Source organism: Afipia dichlorophenoxyacetatis (assembly GCF_055386385.1).
Genome location: NZ_AP029250.1, coordinates 4,504,613 through 4,524,229, shown reverse-complemented (window position 1 = coordinate 4,524,229; position 19,617 = coordinate 4,504,613). Strand labels below are relative to the sequence as shown.

Below are 19,617 nucleotides of genomic sequence, written 5' to 3'. Positions count from 1 at the left end.
CGGGCTGGAGTGAGTCAAAGGTGGCTAGTGTCCCCGAATTCAAAGTTCGCCTCATCGTGCGGCACGCTCCGTAGCGAACTTTGGATTCGAAGGACACTAGCAAGTTCATGATTTGAGTGTGGTTTAGGTTCAGAAGTTCGCTTGAAGCACACCGGAGAAATTAAGCGAACTTCTGAACCACCACACTCGCATTAAATGGGCGGGATTCATCATGCTATTGGTGACCGGCGGAGCCGGGTTTATCGGATCGAACGTTGTTGCCGCGCTCAATGATGCGGGCCGCGCGGACGTGGCTGTTTGCGACTTTTTGGGGACTGACGGGAAATGGCGCAACCTGGCCAAGCGGCAGCTGGCCGATGTGGTTCCTCCTGCTGAACTGATGCAGTGGCTGGGTGGCCGCAAGCTGGATGCGATCATTCATCTTGGCGCCATCTCCGAAACCACAGCGACTGATGGCGATCTTGTTATCGAGACAAATTTCCGGCTGTCGATGCGCCTGCTGGACTGGTGCACGGCTAACGGGACGCCGTTCATTTATGCCTCGTCGGCTGCGACTTATGGCGACGGCGATCAAGGTTTTCGCGACGATGCTTCACTGGAGGCGCTCAGGAAGCTGCGGCCGATGAATCTCTACGGATGGAGCAAGCATCTGTTCGACATGGCGGTCGCCGAGCGTGTTGCGCAGGGCGTAAAACTGCCGCCACAATGGGCTGGTCTTAAGTTCTTCAATGTGTTTGGTCCGAATGAATATCACAAAGGCACGATGATGAGCGTGCTGGCGCGCCGGTTTGACGACGTCAAATCAGGGCGTGTCGTGCAGCTCTTCAAATCGCATCGTGAAGGAATCGCAGATGGCGACCAGCGGCGCGATTTCATCCACGTTGATGACGTTGTCCGCGTCATCATGTGGTTGTTGGCGACGCGCTCCGTGAATGGCATCTTTAACGTCGGCACCGGCCATGCGCGCAGTTTCCGGGACTTGATCCTCGCGGCGTACAGTGCGCTCGGCACCAAGCCGAATATCGAATACATCGACATGCCGGAACAGATTCGCGGCAGTTATCAATACTTCACGGAAGCCGAGGTCGATCACCTTCGCCGTGCAGGCTACAATGGCGGTTTCACCACGCTCGAGGATGCCGTTGGCAGTTATGTCAGAGGCTTTCTCGACCAAACCGACCGCTACCGCTGACCGTGCATAAAGGACACAGGCGTTCTCATGTTTGATTTTGACGCGCTGTCGCAAGCGATTGGCCGCCAGACGGTGCTGTGCATCGGCGACCTCATGCTGGATGAATTTGTTTACGGTGAGGTCTCTCGTATTTCACCCGAAGCACCGGCGCCGGTTATCGCGGCTCAGCGGAGTGAAATCAACGTTGGCGGCGCAGGGAACGTCGCGCGCAATATCGCCTCGCTTGGCGCGCAGTGCATTTTTGTTGGTCTGATCGGCGACGACGTTGCGGGCAGTGTGCTCAAGGCAGAACTCGCAAAGGAAAAGCGCATCGAACTGGCTTTGGTCATGGATCCGACCCGGCCCACGACGCGGAAGGTGCGGTTCGTATCGGAGCATTTTTCAACCCACATGCTTCGCGCCGATTGGGAGTTGGCTGCCCCTGCATCCGAAGACGTCGAGAAGAAGCTTATCGATGCTGTTGTTGCGGTTCTTCCGCGCGTGGATATCGTCCTGTTGTCCGACTACGCCAAAGGCGTTCTCACAGCTCGTGTGATACGCAACGTTATCGACGCGGCCCGTAAGCTTGGGAAGCAGGTGATCGTCGATCCGAAGAGCGCGAACTTTGCGATTTATCGTGGTGCAACGCTGCTGACGCCGAACCGTAAGGAATTCGCAGAGGCGACACGACGACGAATTCAGTCTGATAACGATATTGCCGAGGCTTCAATTGAGGCGCTGCGCACGGCCGATGCCGAGGCGGTGCTGGTCACGCAGAGCGAGCACGGCATGACACTCGCGCATCGCGATGGCAGCTTGATTCACGTTCCCGCGCAACCCGCAAAGGTCCGTGACGTGTCTGGTGCGGGTGACACCGTTGTCGCGACGCTCGCGGTTACGTTGGCGACAAAAGCGGATTGGGAAACCGCGCTACGCTGTGCAACATCCGCTGCCGCAGTGGCGGTGAGCAAGCCGGGAACAGCGACAGTCTCACTGGCGGAGTTGCGGCGCAAGATTTTGCCGCATGCATCGCTGGCCGCGGAGGAAAAAATTGCATCGAGCGTGACTGATCTGGACGCGCACCTGGCTGAATGGCGCAGGGAAGGGCTGAGAGTTGGCTTTACCAACGGATGTTTCGACATTCTGCACCCCGGTCACGTTCGAGTTGTGACCCAAGCCCGCGCGGCCTGCGACCGCCTGATTGTCGGCCTCAACAGCGATTCATCTGTCCGTCGTCTCAAGGGACCCGAACGGCCGGTACAGGATGAGCGTGCGCGTGCTGAAGTGCTTGCTGCGCTGGAAGCCGTCGATTTCGTTGTGATCTTCGAACAGGATACGCCGCTGGAACTCATCACCCGGATCAAGCCGAGCGTCCTGGTGAAAGGTGGCGATTATACCCGCGAGCAGGTGATCGGCCACGAAATCGTCGCTGCAAATGGCGGAGAAGTTGTGCTGGTCGATATCCTGCCGGGTCACAGTACGACATCGCTGGTAAAGCGCGCACGAGAGAACAGGGCATGACCGCGAATACATCTAGCGATATCGCGACGACGCCGTCGCTTTGGCGTGGTTCGGCGGCATGGACCACGGCGTCGGACACTTTCATCATACTTCTGGCAGCATCGCTGCCGTGGTCCACGTCACTGGTGGCGATCTTCGCTGTTCTCTGGTTTTTGGCGCTGCTCCCGACGTTGGATGTAGATCGCTTGTTTCAATCGCTAAAGCGGCCGGCGTCGGTGTTGCCGCTTGCATTGTTCGCGTTGGCCGTTGTCGGAACGCTTTGGGCTGCGGATGTCCCATGGGCGGCACGGCTGCACGGCATCAATCCGGTGGCCAAGTTGTTGGCGATTCCGTTGCTGATCTATCACTTCGAAACTTCGAAACGCGGTTTTTTGGTGATCGTTGCATTTCTGGGGTCATGCACCCTGGTGATGTTAGCTTCATGGATGATGTTTTTCGATCCGCGTATGGCCTTCGATCCGGCGCGCTCTCCCGGCGTTCCCGTGAAAAACTATATCGTGCAGGGCCAGGAATTCGCGCTGTGCGCCTTCGGAGGCTTCGGTGCTGCCGTCTATCTATGGCGCGCGAATTTGAAGCGATACGCGGTGGCATTGATCGTGGTGAGCATTGGATTCCTTTGCAACATGGCGTTCGTCGTCAGTTCAAGAACGGTATGGGTCTGCGTTCCGTTTCTGCTTCTGGTCTTTGCGCTGTTGCATTTTAACCGCCGGGGCGTGTTGATCATCCTCGCTGTCGCAGTTGCCGCTGGAGCGGTGTTTTGGGCGTCGTCTCCCTATCTGCGCATGCGTACGGCTGGCGTAGCGGTCGAATACGAAGAATACCACGACCAGAACGCGTCGACATCGACGGGGCTGCGCCTCGAATATTGGCGCAAGTCGATCAAGTTCATCCAAAATGCGCCCTTGATCGGCAACGGTACGGGCTCGACGAAAACGTTGTTCGAAAAAGACGCTATCGGGAAAACGGCAGTCTCAGCGGAAATTATTGGAAATCCTCACAACCAAACCCTGAACGTTGCCGTTCAGTGGGGGCTGCTTGGTTGCATCGTGCTTTATGCAATGTGGCTTGCGCACTTGAAGATGTTTTTGACACCCGGATTGGTTTCCTGGATCGGTCTGGCAGCGGTGATTGAGAACTTCGTGGGCTCTCTCTTCAACTCTCATCTTTTCGACTTCGGAGAAGGGTGGATCTATGTGCTGGCGGTCGGCGTAGCCGGCGGCATGCTGTCTCGCATTCGCAGTGCTTCAATTGCTGATGGTCCGAGAAAAATATCGGGTTCTGCTGCTGAGAGGCAGACGCAAGTATGATTAGACCTTTCGCGAACCTGACATGGCGGAACGCTCTGATCGCGACGCATGATGCGTTGGCGACGGTATCTGCTGTTCTCGTCAGCTTCTACCTTCGCTTTGAGGGCCATGGGCTTCTGGAGCGTTTGCCGCTCCTATGGCGCATTTTGCCATACTTCATTCTGCTGAGTATCGTCGTTTGCTATATCTTCAAACTGACCGTCACGAAGTGGCGCTTCATCTCGCTTCCCGATCTTTTCAATATCGTAAAGGTATCGACTGTTCTGGCGCTGTCGCTGCTGGTGCTCGATTACATTTTCATTGCCCCGAATGTTTACGGGACATTCTTCTTCGGTAAGACCACGATCATCATCTACTGGTTTTTACAAATATTCGCTCTCGGCAGCACGCGGGTTGCCTATCGTTATTTTCGGTACACACGGACAATCAATCAGGCACGCAGGCAAGATGCCACGCCGACAATTCTGATCGGGCGCGCAGCGGATGCCGAAGTGTTGTTGCGGAGTATTGAAAGCGGCGCTGTGAGGCGGATGTGGCCCGTTGGCATATTGTCGCCATCGCGCGCTGATCGCGGTCAGGCAATCCGTGGTGTTCCGGTATTGGCTGGGGTGGATTATCTCGCCGACATCGTTGAAGACTTCGTGCGTCGGCAGCAGCCGATCGAGCGCATCATCATGTTGCCGTCGGCATTTGAAGCAGATGCTTCGCCTGAATCAGTCTTGATGCGGGCGCGTAAGCTCGGCTTGGTGGTCAGCCGCCTGCCGTCGCTTGAAGCCAGCGGCGAAGCGCCCCGACTTGCTCCGGTCGCAGTTGAAGATTTGTTACTCCGGCCGAGTGTGAAGATCGACTATCAGCGTCTGGAAGAGTTCGTCCGCGGAAAATCAGTGGTCGTCACCGGAGGAGGCGGTTCGATCGGATCGGAGATCTGCGATAGGGCGGTGACCTTCGGCGCATCGCGTCTCCTGGTTATCGAAAATGCCGAGCCCGCGCTCCATGCGGTGACCGAAAGTCTGACAGCCAAGTTTCCTGCGGCTGTGATTGAAGGCCGGATTGCAGACATTCGCGATCGCGAGCGCATTATGCATTTGATGAGCGCGTTTCAGCCGGACATCGTATTTCACGCGGCTGCGCTTAAGCATGTTCCGATTCTGGAGCGTGATTGGGGCGAGGGGGTTAAGACCAATATCTTCGGCACGGTCAACGTTGCGGATGCTGCGGCAGCCGCGGGCGCCCAGGCAATGGTGATGATTTCCACCGACAAGGCGATTGAGCCGGTGTCGATGCTCGGGCTGACAAAGCGCTTTGCTGAAATGTACTGTCAGGCACTCGATCGGCATTTGATGAACGAGGCGAATGGCAAGACGTCGATGCGCTTGATCTCGGTTCGTTTTGGCAACGTCCTTGCTTCAAACGGATCTGTTGTGCCGAAGTTCAAGGCGCAGATCGAAGCCGGCGGCCCGGTGACGGTAACGCACCCAGACATGGTCCGTTACTTCATGACTATTCGTGAAGCCTGTGATCTCGTGGTGACGGCGGCCACACATGCTCTCGCTCCAGTGCGGCCTGATGTGTCGGTCTACGTGCTGAATATGGGGCAGCCTGTAAAAATCGTCGATCTCGCGGAGCGCATTATCAGGCTATCCGGTTTGCAGCCGGGGTACGATATCGAGATCGTATTTACCGGCGTCCGGCCTGGCGAACGAATGAACGAAATCTTGTTTGCCCATGAAGAGCCGACGGCGGATATTGGTATCGAAGGGATCGTGGCCGCTCGTCCTAACGAGCCTCCGCTCGATACCCTGCAGACGTGGTTGATCACACTTCAAAAGGCCGTCCATGGTGAGCAGCGCAATGTGATTGTCGCTGTCCTCAAGGACGCCATTCCAGAGTTCAAAGCTGGCGCGGCATAAAGCTAGACACGGCGATGTGAAAAGCGATTGAGCACCAAAGCGACACAGCCTATGCCGGCTGCAAGCGCAAAGACGTCCACATATGGCGATGCGATGAGCAGTGTGAGTATCGCCAGCACAGCAAGAATAACGTTGAGAACAAATACGTTTGTCACCACCTGCAGAACGCTGAAGCCGTTATCTGTCGCGCGTTGATAGAAATGTGAGCGATGGGCGACCAAAACCGCCTCGCCTTTCGTTAGGCGCCGTAGCAACGTGATCGTTGCATCGGCCAAATAGTAAAGCGGGAGAAGAACCGCTGCAACGAGGTGGCCGCTGCCGGCGAGCTGCAGGAGGCACCATCCCACCAAAAGCCCAATCGGTAGACTACCGACGTCACCGAGAAAGAGCTTGGCGACCGGTCGATTGAAGAAAGCGAAGCCGATCATGGCTCCGGCAAGCGCGATTGCGATCAGTGTCGGCGAAGTTGGCAACAGCTCATAAAAGCCAAGTGCACCTAACGCCACAGTGATCGGCACGATTTCGGCAACTGTCATCCAATCGAGGCCGTCCATGAAGTTAACGAGATTGACGAACCACAAGCCGCCGAGCAGGAGCATTGCCCGCTCAACCCATAAAGGAATGGCCTTGATAAGGTGAAGCTGCTCGGGAAGTGTCGCGAGGATCAACGCCACCGCTATGGCCTGGAGTGTAAAGCGCGGTAATACCGGCATCGGGCGCAGGTCATCAAGGGCGCCGACCGTCGCGAGACAGACGGTTGAGACGAGCAGGCCGAGAAACGCGGCATCGAATGTTATTGCAATGAGAAGACCAGAGATGATCACAACGACAAGCGTTGCTGCGATCACAGCAATGCCTCCTCCCTGCGGAGTCGGAGTGATATGCGACGAGCGAGCATTGGGCCGCGCCAGCGCATAGCGCTGGAGAGCAGGGCGCAGAACAATAATTAGCAGTACTGAGGTCGCACAGGATGCGGCCAAAATCGCTATCGCGAGGGGAAAACTCATCTAATCGAAATTGCCTGCTGAAATGGTCTTGAACATCTAGCTGGACTTCCGATATGTGGCAACGCTTTGGGCGATACCTTCTTAACGGCTCTATGAAATCGCAGATAGGTGTTCAGCGAAACGGATACTTATCGAGCGGGTCTGCTACACGAGTAAGGCGCTTACATTGGGGAGTCGTTCGGCGGTGTCGGGTATCTTTCGTCTCATTCTAACCTTGCTTGCTGCGTCGCTCTTGAGCGGGTGCACCTTCTTTTTTGACGTACAGGATTCAGCGGAGGCAGATCCTGCTCCAGATTCGAAACAGCAGCAGACCATATTTGATGCGATTCACAAGATCACTGCGTCGATGAAAGGGGCCGGTGCTTCGGAAATTTCCGAGATCGGGCCAAATGAAGCGCAATCAGGCCCGGAGAAATGGACTGTGTGTTCGCGCGCCAGTTTTTCCAGTGAGGTCCGTTATTTCACGTTCTTCTTGAAGGGCGCGCAAGTGGCCAATTGGCGACCTGCCGTCATTAACGATAGATGCGAAACGCGCAGATTTTCGTCCTTTTAGTGGCGACGCTTGAAGCGAATATTCATCTCGACAGATCCTGAACCTGTGAAGTTCCCGGATCGCAGTGTTCTCGCTTTTTACAGGCGAGACCGCAGAACGGACCGATTGGTGCCCTCGGTATCGTTAATCCGAACAGTAAATTTGCGATCGGCGGCCACTCTCTATACTGATACTTGTGAAATGCTGACCGGCAGAGCATAAAGCCGCCCGAAGCGAGTTTTCACGAATTTCCCACGGTTTTTCTGATCAAACGCAATCAAATGACCCAATTTTCAAGTTCGACCCGAAAGCGGGAAATTCTCTCGCATTCGGAGAAATTCGCAGCTGCTCGCTCGGAGTGGCGGCGCAAGGCGGCTTTCTTCCATCGCGAGGATGAAACCTATTTGCGGTTTTTGATCCCGAAACACGCCCGTGTTCTTGAGATTGGTTGCGGCATCGGTGATACGCTGGCCGCGCTTGAGCCGTCATTCGGAATGGGGATCGATTTCAGCCCGTCGCTCATTGATGAGGCCAGCAAACGTCATCCTCATCTGACGTTCAAGGTTGGTGATGCCGAAGATCCTGCGACGATCGCGGGGATCGATACGAAGTTCGACTACATTCTCGTCCTGGACACGATTGGATCGCTTGACGATATCCAAAAATTCTTCGATCAACTGCATCCGCTCTGCACGCGTGAAACGCGTATTGTGATCGGATATTTCTCCCATCTGTGGCGACCCATATTGAAGCTGGCTGAGACGACCGGCCAGCGCATGCCTCTGCCGGAGCAAAATGTTCTCGCTCCAGAGGATGTTGCGGCGTTGGCTGAGCTTGCCGATTTTGATTTTGTGAAATCTGAACGGCGCGTGTTGATGCCGATTTCCTTATTCGGGCTCGGAAAGTTCATCAACAGGTTCATCAGTATTTTACCTGGCTTCCGATTTTTCGCACTGCGCCACTACTCGGTTTGCCGGTCTGTGCCAGCCGCTGGAGAAGATCTGAAATCGGTGAGCGTTGTCATTCCTGCGCGGAACGAGCGCGGCAATATCGAGCCGGCCATTCAGCGCATCCCGGAATTTTGCGATGATATGGAAATCATCTTTATCGAGGGCCATAGTAAGGACGGCACGTTCGAAGAGATGGAGCGTGTGAAGGCCGCGTATCCCAATAAAGACATCAAAACGATGGTTCAGCCTGGCAAGGGGAAAGCCGACGCTGTTTTCACCGCATATGATGTGGCGCGCGGCGACGTGTTGATGATCCTTGATGCGGATCTCACGATGCCGCCGGAGCAGTTGCCGAAATTCTGGGAGGCGATCAAGACCGGTAAAGGGGAGTTCATCAACGGATCGCGTCTTGTGTATCCCCTCGAGGATGATGCGATGCGGTTCCTGAACCTGATCGCAAACAAGACTTTCTCGTATCTCTTTTCGTGGCTTCTGAACCAACGTTATACGGACACGCTGTGCGGCACCAAAGTCATGCGGCGATCCGACTATTATCGGCTGCGTGATGGAAAGGCTTATTTCGGGGATTTTGATCCGTTCGGAGATTTTGATTTGATCTTCGGTGCATCAAAATTGAATCTGAAGACGATCGATCTGCCGATCCGTTATGCTGCGCGATCTTACGGCGAAACCCAGATCTCACGCTTCCGCCACGGCGTGATGCTGTTGAAAATGGTCGTCTTCGCCTTCTTTAAGATCAAGGCAATCTAGGAAGTTGCCGGAGAGGCGACTGCTCCGGCAATCCTTTAATCATATCTGAGATAGGCTTTCCGGCACATGGTCGGACTCGGATTGGCTGGTTTTCTCCGAGCTCAGTATCCAGACAAGACCGCCGATCGCGCCGGCAATAAATGATGATGCTCCGAACAGAAGCGAGACGACCGTGCCGTCGGCCTGAGCCAATCCGGCGTAACCGAAGGCGACCATCATCGTCGCTTCCCGAACGCCCCAGCCGGCAATCGAAATCGGCAGCATGGTGATCAGCATGATCGGAGGAATGAGCATAAACAGCTGTTCAAAGCCTGCCGACGCTGCGACGGATCGCACCGCACACCATGCGATGACGACAGCCATGACATGAATGAGCAGTGAGAGAGCTGCTATTTTGGGGCCACTACGGCGGTTGAAAAGGACCTGGTTCGCAACAACTGAACAGGCGTAGATGTGATGCGTGAGCCAGAATGTTTTCAACCACGGCCACGGTAAGCGGCCGAGAAGCAGAAATCCCAGCCCTGCCGATATGGCTCCGACATCGATCAGCAGCAGCGCGATGCGCCCGTGGTCATCGCGGATCAGCTGATAGCTCCAGGGAAGGCTTACAACCACGATGATCGCTAGCGCGATTAATCCAATGGCACGGTCCACCAGCACCGAATAGGCCGCCGCCCGCCATCCGGCTCCGGTGTGTTTGACGAGCCAAAGCCGCATCGCGTCCCCACCGATGCTGGAGGGAAGCGTTTGGTTGAAGAACGCGCCAATCATGTTGTAGCGGAAGGCTTGGCCTGTCCCGAGCGGGGCAGCGCATTTGACGCTGATTTCCTTCCAGCGCAGTGCCCCCAGGAAAATCTGAAAGATTGTTGCGAGGACCGAAAGCAGCGTCCATCCGATGCTGATCTGGCTCAGGCGGGATTGTATGGCCGCGAAATTGATGCCGCGAAGCGCGAAATAGAGGAGTGCCGCAGAGATTAGTATCCGAGCGGCTAGAAGGAGAAATCCGCGCATTCCGGACCGCGATCGTTGGGGGAAGGGGAGCTGGCGGTCGGCGCGGAACGCCGCAGGACCAGCCCATTTTCAGCGCCTTGGTATGGCTTTAGAATTAGTCTGGCAATAGCAAAGCTGTCACCGATTGCGACAGTCACGCTGTGGTGACTAAAATAGTCTTTTAAATTCAACGAGGCTGGGCCGGCCTTGGGGGCGAAGAGAGGGCAGGCCATAGAGAGGCGAGCTGAATTGTTCTTTGTCGAGTTGCACCGGGCAATTATTCGTGCCTGTTGGCAGGATCGGCGATTGTTGGAGGTGATCGCCTCGATATTTGGCTTCATGGTGTTGTTCTCATTGCAATGAGAGTTTGTTCAATGAGTGCCGGAGTTGCCGAAATTATCGAAGGTACAAACCAAGTTTAAATGGCGGGTAGCTATGGTGACGATGCATGAATATGGCGCGATGTAGACAGGTTTCGACACATTGCAGCCCGGTGATGCTGTCATCGTTATCGTTGCGCAATGAAGAGCGTGTCGATGCTGGTTAATTGCGCGTGCGGGATGTTTGAGGGGCAGGGACTGGTGCTTGACGTCAAGATGAATCTTGATCGTGCGACGCTACCACCATGCGTCGAGTCGTAACCGGTTAGAATCGTCTCATGGTGGAACAGATGTCAGATAAGGCGGTGTTGGTTACTGGTGCAGCGGGATTTATCGGTTTTCATGTTGCGCAGAGATTGCTGCAGGCTGGTCGCAGTGTTGTTGGACTAGATAGCATCAACGACTATTACGATCCAAAGTTGAAGGACGCTCGGCTAAGTCTGCTCAAGAACGATCCGAATTTCGATTTTGTGAAGCTTGATCTCGCCGATCGTGCCGAGATGAAGGCGCTATTTGCCAAACATCGTTTCCCCGTTGTCATTCATCTCGCAGCTCAAGCCGGCGTCCGTTATTCGATCGATCACCCGCACGCTTACGTCGACGCCAATCTTGAAGGTTTTACGAACGTGTTGGAGGGGTGCCGGCATAATGATTGTCGGCACTTGTTGTTTGCTTCGTCATCATCAGTTTATGGAGCGAACACCAAGCTGCCGTTTTCGGTACATGACAACGTCGATCATCCGATCAGTCTCTATGCAGCTTCAAAAAAAGCCAATGAATTGATGGCGCATGCCTACAGCCATCTCTATCGGCTTCCGTCCACAGGTCTGAGATTCTTTACGGTCTATGGGCCGTGGGGGCGTCCGGACATGGCGATGTATCTTTTTGCAAAGGCGATCGTGGAAGGAAAGCCGATCAAGTTGTTCAATCACGGCAACATGCGTCGGGATTTTACCTACATAGATGACATCGCCGAGGCGATCGTTCGCCTGATCGATCATGTGCCGCAAGGGAAGGAAGCCACGGATGCTTCAGCGCTGGATCCAGGAACGAGCACTGCGCCGTGGCGAATTTTCAACATCGGCAACAACAAGCCTGAAGAATTGATGAAGGTGGTTGCGATCCTTGAGAAGGAGTTCGGACGAAGCGCGATCAAGGAAATGCTGCCGATGCAGCCAGGCGATGTGCCTGCAACATATTCAGACGTTGATGATTTAATGCGCGAGGTTGGTTTTCGTCCGTCGACCTCGATCGAACACGGTATTGCCAAGTTTGCTGCGTGGTATCGGGACTATCATCAACTGTAAAATCCAAACTGCTTGAGGATACATGAGCGATCGTATCATTCCCCTGATCATGTGTGGCGGTGCTGGCACGCGCCTGTGGCCGGCGTCGCGCGAAGGACGTCCGAAGCAGTTTCTCCGTTTGTTTGGTCCACATTCAACCTTTCAGGAAACAATGCTGCGTGTCAGCACCCCTGAGTTGTTTGAGAAGCCGATCGTCATCACCAATGCAGCCTACCGTTTCATGGTGCTGGAGCAGTTGAACGAGATCGGACTTGAAGCCGATGTTCTGCTTGAACCGGCGCGACGGGATTCCGGCCCGGCGATCGCTGCAGGCGCGGCATTTGCCTTGATGCGCGATCCGGATGCGATTGTATTGGCGCTGGCCGCCGATCATGTGGTCCGTGACACCGATGCATTTGTGGATGCCTGCAGAAAGGCGCGCCGCGTCGCTGCGGACGGTCGCATCGTCACCTTCGGCGTGCTGCCCGAGCGAGCCGCGACTGAGTATGGCTACATCCGTCCAGGCGACGCGATCACGGGAGATGTTCAGGCCGTTGCGAGATTTGTCGAGAAGCCTGATGCCGAGACGGCAACCGGTTATGTATCGGACGGCTACCTTTGGAATTCCGGTAACTTCATGTTCCGCGCAAAAATGCTGCTGGATGAATATCGCGGCGTTGATGCGGAAAGTGTTGAAGCATTGAATGAAGCCGTAACCAGCGCTGGGCGTGATCTTGGATTTGTCACGCTTCCGTTGGACTCGTTCGGCAAAGCGAAATCGATCTCAATCGATTACGCTGTTATGGAAAAAACCAAGCAGGCGGCGGTGGTCCCGGTGTCATGCGGCTGGTCCGATGTTGGTTCCTGGCATGCGGTGTGGGAGTTGTCCGGCAAAGATGCTGACGGCAATGTCGCGCAAGGTGTTGCGGTGTTCGAGGATTCGCGCAATTGCAACGTGTCTTCGGACAAGGCGTTGATCGCGCTTGAGGGCGTTGAGGATCTCGTTGTGGTGGCAACCCAGGATGCAATCCTGGTTTCGCGCCAGAGCGATCCCAACGGGTTGAAGCGGCTGGTCAACAAGCTGCGAAGCGTGGCACCTCAGGTCACTGAAGATCATATCAAGGTGCATCGGCCGTGGGGCTCGTATCAATCGCTTGATATCGGTGATCGCCATCAGGTGAAGCGCATCATCGTCAAAGCGGGCGGGCGTCTATCGTTGCAGAAGCATCATCACCGGTCGGAACACTGGATTGTGGTACGCGGTACGGCGCTCGTCACAGTCAACGAACTGCAGAAGATCGTGCACGAGAACGAATCGATTTACATCCCGATCGGCGCGACTCACCGGATGGAAAACCCCGGCAAAATCCCGCTGGAGCTCATCGAGGTCCAGACCGGCAGCTACCTCGGCGAGGATGACATCATCCGCATCGAAGACGACTACCGGCGCTCCTGAACGCCGGTCAGCCGAAAGGTAAGTCTTTCCAATTAGTTGTAACTCACCTAAAAGTGTAATTCTTTGCATCAAAACGTGTAGGGAATTTGCATCGGCAGGTGTTCGCCACATATGTGACAGCATGCTAGGACGATCTTAGCGCGGATCGGGGACACTGCCGCGTGGCGAAATTCAGGGGTTTTAATCGATGAGTTCGAATGTGTCGGCGAAGGGCAACCCGAGCGACGTGCAAACGTTGAGGGTCGGTGTGGTCGGTGCCGGTGTCATGGGGACCAACCATGCCCGCGTGTTGGCTGGTTTGCCAGGCGTGTCGCTGACCGGCATTGTCGATCCTTTGGCTGCGCATCGCACGCGCGCCGAACAGATGATCGGATGCCGGACCTTCCACTCCCTCGAAGAATTGCTCGATGCCGGCGTTGACGCAGTGACCATCGCTGCGCCGACCCATCTTCATCGCGAGGTGTCGCTGGCTTGCATCGCGCGCAAGATTCACATTCTCGTCGAAAAGCCGATTGCGCCGTCCGTTGAGGAAGGCCACGAAATCGTCAACGCGGCTCGTGCGGCTGGTGTCACACTGATGGTGGGACACGTTGAGCGCTTCAATCCGGCTGTGGCCGCGATCAAGCAGGCGATCAAGGACGAGGAAATTCTTTCCATCGGCATCACGCGCGTTGGGCCGTTTCCACCTCGTATGTCCAATGTTGGCGTTGTCATCGATCTCGCCGTGCACGATATCGATCTCATTCGCTGGTTCACGGAATCCGATATTGTCGACGTGCAGCCGCAACTGGCGAGCGCCGTGGCGGAGCGGGAAGATATCGCGTTGTTGCAGTTCCGGACGGCGTCGGGCGTGCTCGCGCACATCAATACGAACTGGCTCACGCCGTTCAAGGCGCGCAGCGTGACAGTGGCCACGCGCGGCAAGTACATTCAGGGCGATCTGCTGACGCGTCAGGTGACGGAGTGCTTTGGCTTCCAGCGCGATGGCAGTTATTCGATGCGCCATCTGTCGGTCGGGCACGATGAACCACTGCGTGCCGAGTTGATGGCGTTTCTCGATGCGGTTCGCTCGGGCAAGACACCGGCGGTAACAGGCGATGAAGGCGTCGCCAGTCTTGAAATCGCGATCAAGTGCCTTGAGGCTCCGGCCGGCTCCATCGCGCAGCCGCTTCGCAAGGGCCCTCGTGTCGTCGCTGGCTAAAGCGCGTTTATTTCGATCTCCATTCAGCAAGGCATCATGAATCAGCATATGCGACCAGAACCTGTGGCCTTTATCGATATCGGCGCCCAGCGCCGTCGTTTGGGAAGCAAGATCGATGATGCCGTCTCGCGCGTGCTGACGCATTGCCAGTTCATCAACGGTCCCGAGGTCACCCAGCTCGAAGCGGATCTGGCGGCGTTCTGCGGTGCCAAGCACGTTGTTGCCTGTGCCAGCGGCACAGACGCGCTGCTGATGGTATTGATGGCCCAGGGCATTGGCCCCGGCGATGCCGTCATCTGCCCATCGTTCACATTTTGCGCGACCGGTGAAGTCGTCGCGTTGACCGGCGCAACACCGGTATTCGTCGATGTTGATGAAACGACGTTCAACATGGACGTCGCTTCCCTGAAGGTTGGCATCTCGACTGCGCGTAAGCTCGGCCTCAAGGTAAAGGCTGTGATTCCGGTCGATCTGTTCGGCCAGAGTGCCGATCATGATGCGATCGGTGAGGTTGCAAAGAGTGAAGGCCTCTTTGTTCTCGACGACGCTGCCCAATCGTTCGGTGCGACCTACAAGGGTCGCCGGCTCGGAACATTCGGTCTCGCAACCGCAACGAGCTTCTTCCCGGCCAAGCCACTCGGCTGTTTTGGTGACGGTGGTGCGATCTTCACTGACGACGCTGATCTCGCAGAGCGGCTGCGCAGCGTGCGCGTGCACGGGCAGGGCAGTGAGAAGTACGACAACGTCCGTCTGGGATTGACCGGTCGCCTCGACACCATGCAGGCTGCTATCCTGATCGAGAAGTTGAAGATTTTCGAGGACGAAATCGCCGCGCGCAATCGGGTTGCGAGCCGTTACTTCGATGCGCTCCACAATATCGTGGCCGCGCCTCGCGTGACGGAAGGCAATATGTCGGTTTGGGCGCAATACACCATCCGCTTGCCGAACGGCGTCAAGCGAGAAGCATTTGCCGATGCTCTGAAGGCCCAGGGAATTCCCACGGCAATTTACTATCCGAAGTCGATGCACCAGCAGACGGCCTACAAGCACTATCCGGTGGCGGAAGGTGGCTTGCCGGTCAGTGAGCGCCTGTCCCAGGACGTAATCAGCCTGCCGATGCACGCCTACCTTGACCCGGCTGCTCAGGATCGCGTCATCAAGGCTGTGCGCGACACGATTTGAGCATTTTGCGCCGCCGCGGCATGTTGTAGAAGCGGCGCATGCTCGGGCGAATTTTCACCGTCGGCGGTTATACCCTCCTCTCGCGTATCACCGGATTCGCGCGCGATATCATGCTGGCGGCCATCCTCGGCGCAGGCCCCGTCGCGGACGCGTTTTTTGTGGCGCTCCGGCTGCCGAACCATTTCCGGGCGATCTTTGCCGAAGGTGCGTTTAACGCAGCCTTCGTGCCGGCCTATGCCCACGTCTATGGTCGGGATGGGGCGCCGTCCGCCAAGCTATTTGGTGACAGGATTTTCACAATCCTGTTCGTGACCCAGCTCGTTTTGCTGGCAGTGGCGTTGCTGTTCATGCCGCAGGCGATGTCCATTCTGGCGCCAGGTTTCACCGACGATCCAGCCCAGCGTGAGCTTGCGATTTCGCTGACGCGGATCACCTTTCCTTATCTGCTCCTGATCACCTTGGTCACGCTCTACGGCGGCATGCTCAATGTCATGCATCGCTTCGCGAGCGCTGCAGCTGCTCCCATCTTTCTCAACCTCTCCATGATGGCGACACTCGCCTTTGCTGCGTTTTTCCCGACCGCCGGCCATGCCGCGGCATGGGGCGTTCTCATCTCGGGCTTCCTCCAGTTTTTCCTTCTTGCCGGTGATGCCGCGCGCAACGGTGTGTTGCCGACGTTCAGCTCGCTCAAGCTCGATGACGACGTTCGCGCATTCTTTCGCGCGCTCGGTCCTGCAACCTTGGGATCGATGGGAACGCAGGTCGCGCTGTTCGCGGATACGATTATCGGGACCTTCCTCGCAGCTGGTGCACTCTCGGCATTGTACTATGCCGACCGTTTGAACCAGCTGCCGATCGGCGTGATCGGGATTGCCATCGGCACGGTGCTGCTGCCGGAAATGTCCCGCCGCATCACGGGGGGCGATCATGCAGGTGCCATGGCCGCGCAACGCCGCGCGTTCGAATTCACGTTGCTGTTCTCCGTTCCGTTTGTTTCAGCCTTCCTCACGGTGCCGGACGTCATCATGCGGGCGATGTTTGCACGCGGCGCCTTCTCGAAAGCCGATGCTGCCGCGGCAGGCGCGACACTTGCCGCTTATGCGATCGGCTTGATTCCGTTCGTTATGATCCGAAGTGCGGTTGCGACCTTTTATGCCCGCAAAGATACCGCGACGCCGGTGAAAGCATCCTTGACGGGACTTTCGGTCAATCTTGCGCTGAAATTTGCTTTGATGGGCTCGCTTGCTCAGATTGGTCTAGCGTTTGCGACGGCGATCGGGGCGTGGATCAATCTGCTGCTGGTGTTGCTGTTCGCAGTGCGGCGCAACTACCTTGAATTCGACCGATCCTTCCTGATGTCACTGGTAAAATTCGCGGTCTCAGGCGTGATAATGGCCGGCGCATTGTGGGCAACATCACGCTGGACCGCCGTGGCATTTGCCGGGATGACATCGTTGCGTGACGAATCCGCTCTCGGAGTTTTGATTTTGGCCGGAACGATTGTCTATGGCGCTTGTGTGATTCTTCTGTTCGGCAGGAGCTGGCTGCGCGCACTCATCCGTCCCTAAAGTTGTTTGCGCTTCGGTGTGATCCGCTGCAATATGGAACTAGAAGCGTTCCAGATTGCAGTCGGAGAACTCATGGCTCCCGTAAAATTCGGTGTCGGTCAAAGCGTCACCCGTAAGGAAGACGATCCCCTTATTCGCGGCAAAGGCAAATACACGGATGACTATGCGTCGGGGCCGGTGTTGCATGCGTTGGTTCTACGTTCCCCGCATGCGCACGCGAATTTCACGATCGATGTATCGGCTGCCAGCAAGCTTTCCGGTGTTGCAGCGATTTTAACGGCTGAAGATACCGCGGACCTTGGTGGGCTGCCGTGCCTGTTCAATTTGCCAGACGAGCCGTTCACCGCGCCGCCATATCCGATCCTTTCTCGCGAAACGGTGCGTCACGTTGGCGACGCGATTGCGTTTGTTGTCGCAGAGACCGTCGATCAGGCGCGTGATGCGATCGAAGCCATCGACGTGCAATGGAAGCCACTGCCGGCTATCATCGGCTTGAACAACGCCATCGAGAAGGATGCGCCGCAGGTCTGGCCTGATCATCCAGGCAATGTCCTGTTCGACACATCGATTGGTAACAGGGCGAAGACCGAAGCTGCGTTCAAGGATGCGCACGCGGTCGCAGAAATTTCCATCGTCAATCCACGCATCGTGACGAATTATATGGAGCCACGCGCAGCCGTTGGCGAATATGATGCCAAGCGCGAACACTTCACGCTGACGATCGGCAGTCAGGGCAGCCACCGTCTCCGCGACATCCTGTGCGAGAACGTGTTAAAGATTCCGACCGACAAGATGCGGGTCATTTGCCCGGATGTCGGTGGCGGCTTTGGCACCAGGTTGTTCCCGTATCGCGAATATGCGCTGGTGGCTGTCGCGGCGCGCAAGCTTCGCAAGGCGGTGAAGTGGACGGCGGACCGCGCGGATCATTTCATCGGCGACGCCCAGGGGCGCGACAACGTCACGACTGCCCGCATGGCGCTTGCTGCCGACGGAAAATTCCTCGGTATGGACGTCGATCTGATGGGCGATATGGGGGGCTATCTCTCGACGTTCGGGCCGTACATTCCGCATGGCGGCGCTGGAATGCTGCCGGGGCTTTACGATCTCCAGGCATTTCATTGTCGGGTGCGTGCGGTGTTCACCAATACCGTTCCGGTCGATGCTTATCGCGGTGCCGGTCGCCCCGAAGCTGCATACGTGATCGAACGGCTCGTTGATGCGGCTGCGCGCAAACTCGGCATGACGCCTGACGCGATCCGGCGCAAGAATTTCATCACGCCGAAAGCAATGCCGTACACGACGGCGACCGGCAAGGTGTACGACTCAGGGGACTTCGCCGCGCATCTGAAGCGCGCGATGGACGTTGCCGATTGGAAGGAGTTTCCGAAGCGCCTCAAGGCGGCCAAGAAGCAGGGCCTGCTACGCGGTATTGGTCTCGGTTCCTATGTCGAAGTCTGCGGCACGATGGGTGAGAACGAAACCGCGCAGGTGCGGCTCGATTCCAATGGCGATGTCACCATCCTGATTGGCACGCAATCGAGCGGGCAGGGCCACCAGACTGCTTACGCGCAGCTGGTGGCAGAGCAATTCGGTTTGCCACCGGAGCGCGTTCATATCCTGCAGGGCGACACGGATGTCGTGGCGACGGGGGTTGGCACCGGCGGCTCGAGTTCGATCCCCTCAGGTGGCGTCAGCGTCGAGCGGGCCACCCGCAAGCTCGGCGCAAACCTGAAAGAGATTGCTGCCGATGCCTTGGAAACCAGCGCGACCGACCTTGAAATTCGCAATGGCTCGGTGCGGATCGCTGGTACCGACCGTTCGATGTCATTTGCCGATATCGCAAAGCGTTCGTCCGATCCGGCCAAGTTGATGGCCAGTGAGGCGTTCCACAGCGCGGACGGTACTTATCCAAACGGCACCCACGTTGTGGAAGTCGAAATCGATCCCGCGACCGGTGTGGTTCGTGTTGTCAATTACGTGATCGTCGATGATTTCGGCGTCACGCTGAATCCATTGCTGCTTGAAGGACAGGTTCACGGCGGTACCATCCAGGGCATTGGTCAGGCTCTGATGGAGCAGGCGGTATATGATCCCAAGGATGGTCAGCTCGTAACGGGCACGTTCATGGACTATGCCCTGCCGCGCGCAGCAGATGGCCCCTCAATTACGTTCGAGACCCATAATGTGCCCTGCAAGACCAACCCGCTCGGTGTGAAAGGGGCGGGTGAAGCGGGCGCGATCGGCTCTTGCCCGGCGGTCGTCAACGCCATCATCGATGGCTTGTGGCGGGAATATAAGATCGATCACATCGATATGCCGGCGACCGCTGAACGCGTCTGGATGGCGATCGCCGAGCATCAGCGTCGGCATCGTTTGTAAAAAATT

The 19,617-nt window shown here is 56.6% G+C and carries 14 protein-coding genes; 12 read left to right on the top strand and 2 right to left on the bottom strand.

Going from position 1 to position 19,617, the window contains the following annotated elements; translation table 11 throughout:
- Positions 1–211 precede the first annotated feature (211 nt).
- Genes rfaD through ACZ5C3_RS21165 form a run of 4 tightly spaced genes read left to right on the top strand, consistent with a single transcriptional unit; the run spans position 212 to position 5,909 of the window.
- Positions 212–1,192, top strand: a complete 981-nt coding sequence (gene rfaD, locus ACZ5C3_RS21180; protein ID WP_464032758.1) for an ADP-glyceromanno-heptose 6-epimerase — start codon at positions 212–214, stop codon at positions 1,190–1,192.
- Between the two features lie 27 nt (positions 1,193–1,219).
- Positions 1,220–2,692 carry a D-glycero-beta-D-manno-heptose-7-phosphate kinase gene (gene rfaE1, locus ACZ5C3_RS21175; RefSeq protein WP_464032757.1) on the top strand — a complete coding sequence of 491 codons (1,473 nt, stop codon included), beginning with the start codon at positions 1,220–1,222 and terminating at the stop codon, positions 2,690–2,692.
- Positions 2,689–3,999, top strand: coding sequence for an O-antigen ligase family protein (locus ACZ5C3_RS21170; protein WP_464032755.1), 1,311 nt, complete (start codon positions 2,689–2,691; stop codon positions 3,997–3,999). Before rfaE1 ends, ACZ5C3_RS21170 begins: the two co-directional genes overlap by 4 nt.
- Complete coding sequence (locus ACZ5C3_RS21165) at positions 3,996–5,909, top strand: SDR family NAD(P)-dependent oxidoreductase (protein ID WP_464032754.1); 1,914 nt, start codon at positions 3,996–3,998, stop codon at positions 5,907–5,909. Before ACZ5C3_RS21170 ends, ACZ5C3_RS21165 begins: the two co-directional genes overlap by 4 nt.
- 2 nt (positions 5,910–5,911) lie before the next feature.
- Here ACZ5C3_RS21165 and ACZ5C3_RS21160 read toward each other — a convergent pair whose 3' ends face one another.
- Complete coding sequence (locus ACZ5C3_RS21160) at positions 5,912–6,916, bottom strand: MraY family glycosyltransferase (protein WP_464032752.1); 1,005 nt, start codon at positions 6,914–6,916, stop codon at positions 5,912–5,914.
- A gap of 184 nt (positions 6,917–7,100) precedes the next feature.
- Between ACZ5C3_RS21160 and ACZ5C3_RS21155 the strand changes: the two genes are divergently transcribed.
- Positions 7,101–7,469 (top strand): hypothetical protein, encoded by a 369-nt coding sequence (locus tag ACZ5C3_RS21155; RefSeq protein ID WP_464032751.1) that lies wholly within the window; start codon positions 7,101–7,103, stop codon positions 7,467–7,469.
- Between the two features lie 260 nt (positions 7,470–7,729).
- A complete protein-coding gene (locus tag ACZ5C3_RS21150; RefSeq protein WP_464032749.1) occupies positions 7,730–9,169 on the top strand; it encodes a glycosyltransferase in 1,440 nt (479 codons plus the stop codon).
- A gap of 39 nt (positions 9,170–9,208) precedes the next feature.
- Here the strand turns inward: ACZ5C3_RS21150 and ACZ5C3_RS21145 are convergent, their stop codons facing one another.
- A complete protein-coding gene (locus tag ACZ5C3_RS21145) occupies positions 9,209–10,180 on the bottom strand; it encodes a lysylphosphatidylglycerol synthase transmembrane domain-containing protein (RefSeq protein ID WP_464032748.1) in 972 nt (323 codons plus the stop codon).
- Between the two features lie 649 nt (positions 10,181–10,829).
- Here ACZ5C3_RS21145 and ACZ5C3_RS21140 point away from each other — a divergent pair.
- The 6 genes from ACZ5C3_RS21140 (at position 10,830) to ACZ5C3_RS21115 (ending at position 19,611) form a co-directional block, all read left to right on the top strand.
- Positions 10,830–11,846: an NAD-dependent epimerase gene (locus tag ACZ5C3_RS21140; RefSeq protein WP_464032746.1), complete on the top strand. Its 1,017-nt coding sequence runs from the start codon at positions 10,830–10,832 to the stop codon at positions 11,844–11,846.
- Positions 11,847–11,868: 22 nt separating this feature from the next.
- Positions 11,869–13,281 carry a mannose-1-phosphate guanylyltransferase/mannose-6-phosphate isomerase gene (locus tag ACZ5C3_RS21135; protein WP_464044252.1) on the top strand — a complete coding sequence of 471 codons (1,413 nt, stop codon included), beginning with the start codon at positions 11,869–11,871 and terminating at the stop codon, positions 13,279–13,281.
- 187 nt (positions 13,282–13,468) lie between these two features.
- On the top strand, positions 13,469–14,482 hold the full coding sequence (locus tag ACZ5C3_RS21130; RefSeq protein ID WP_464032743.1) for a Gfo/Idh/MocA family oxidoreductase: 1,014 nt from the start codon (positions 13,469–13,471) through the stop codon (positions 14,480–14,482).
- A gap of 36 nt (positions 14,483–14,518) precedes the next feature.
- Positions 14,519–15,664 carry a DegT/DnrJ/EryC1/StrS family aminotransferase gene (locus tag ACZ5C3_RS21125; protein WP_464032741.1) on the top strand — a complete coding sequence of 382 codons (1,146 nt, stop codon included), beginning with the start codon at positions 14,519–14,521 and terminating at the stop codon, positions 15,662–15,664.
- Between the two features lie 38 nt (positions 15,665–15,702).
- Positions 15,703–17,232 (top strand): murein biosynthesis integral membrane protein MurJ, encoded by a 1,530-nt coding sequence (gene murJ / locus ACZ5C3_RS21120; RefSeq protein WP_464032739.1) that lies wholly within the window; start codon positions 15,703–15,705, stop codon positions 17,230–17,232.
- 72 nt (positions 17,233–17,304) lie between these two features.
- Complete coding sequence (locus ACZ5C3_RS21115) at positions 17,305–19,611, top strand: xanthine dehydrogenase family protein molybdopterin-binding subunit (protein ID WP_464032737.1); 2,307 nt, start codon at positions 17,305–17,307, stop codon at positions 19,609–19,611.
- The last annotated feature ends 6 nt before the right edge of the window (positions 19,612–19,617 follow it).

Excerpts from the sequence above, each read along its gene's own strand:
- rfaD (WP_464032758.1), top strand. The coding sequence starts at position 212 with ATGCTATTGGTGACCGGCGGAGCCGGGTTTATCGGATCGAACGTTGTT.
- rfaE1 (WP_464032757.1), top strand. The coding sequence starts at position 1,220 with ATGTTTGATTTTGACGCGCTGTCGCAAGCGATTGGCCGCCAGACGGTG.
- ACZ5C3_RS21170 (WP_464032755.1), top strand. The coding sequence starts at position 2,689 with ATGACCGCGAATACATCTAGCGATATCGCGACGACGCCGTCGCTTTGG.
- ACZ5C3_RS21165 (WP_464032754.1), top strand. The coding sequence starts at position 3,996 with ATGATTAGACCTTTCGCGAACCTGACATGGCGGAACGCTCTGATCGCG.
- ACZ5C3_RS21160 (WP_464032752.1), bottom strand. The coding sequence starts at position 6,916 with ATGAGTTTTCCCCTCGCGATAGCGATTTTGGCCGCATCCTGTGCGACC.
- ACZ5C3_RS21150 (WP_464032749.1), top strand. The coding sequence starts at position 7,730 with ATGACCCAATTTTCAAGTTCGACCCGAAAGCGGGAAATTCTCTCGCAT.
- ACZ5C3_RS21145 (WP_464032748.1), bottom strand. The coding sequence starts at position 10,180 with ATGCGCGGATTTCTCCTTCTAGCCGCTCGGATACTAATCTCTGCGGCA.
- ACZ5C3_RS21140 (WP_464032746.1), top strand. The coding sequence starts at position 10,830 with ATGTCAGATAAGGCGGTGTTGGTTACTGGTGCAGCGGGATTTATCGGT.
- ACZ5C3_RS21135 (WP_464044252.1), top strand. The coding sequence starts at position 11,869 with ATGAGCGATCGTATCATTCCCCTGATCATGTGTGGCGGTGCTGGCACG.
- ACZ5C3_RS21130 (WP_464032743.1), top strand. The coding sequence starts at position 13,469 with ATGAGTTCGAATGTGTCGGCGAAGGGCAACCCGAGCGACGTGCAAACG.
- ACZ5C3_RS21125 (WP_464032741.1), top strand. The coding sequence starts at position 14,519 with ATGAATCAGCATATGCGACCAGAACCTGTGGCCTTTATCGATATCGGC.
- murJ (WP_464032739.1), top strand. The coding sequence starts at position 15,703 with ATGCTCGGGCGAATTTTCACCGTCGGCGGTTATACCCTCCTCTCGCGT.
- ACZ5C3_RS21115 (WP_464032737.1), top strand. The coding sequence starts at position 17,305 with ATGGCTCCCGTAAAATTCGGTGTCGGTCAAAGCGTCACCCGTAAGGAA.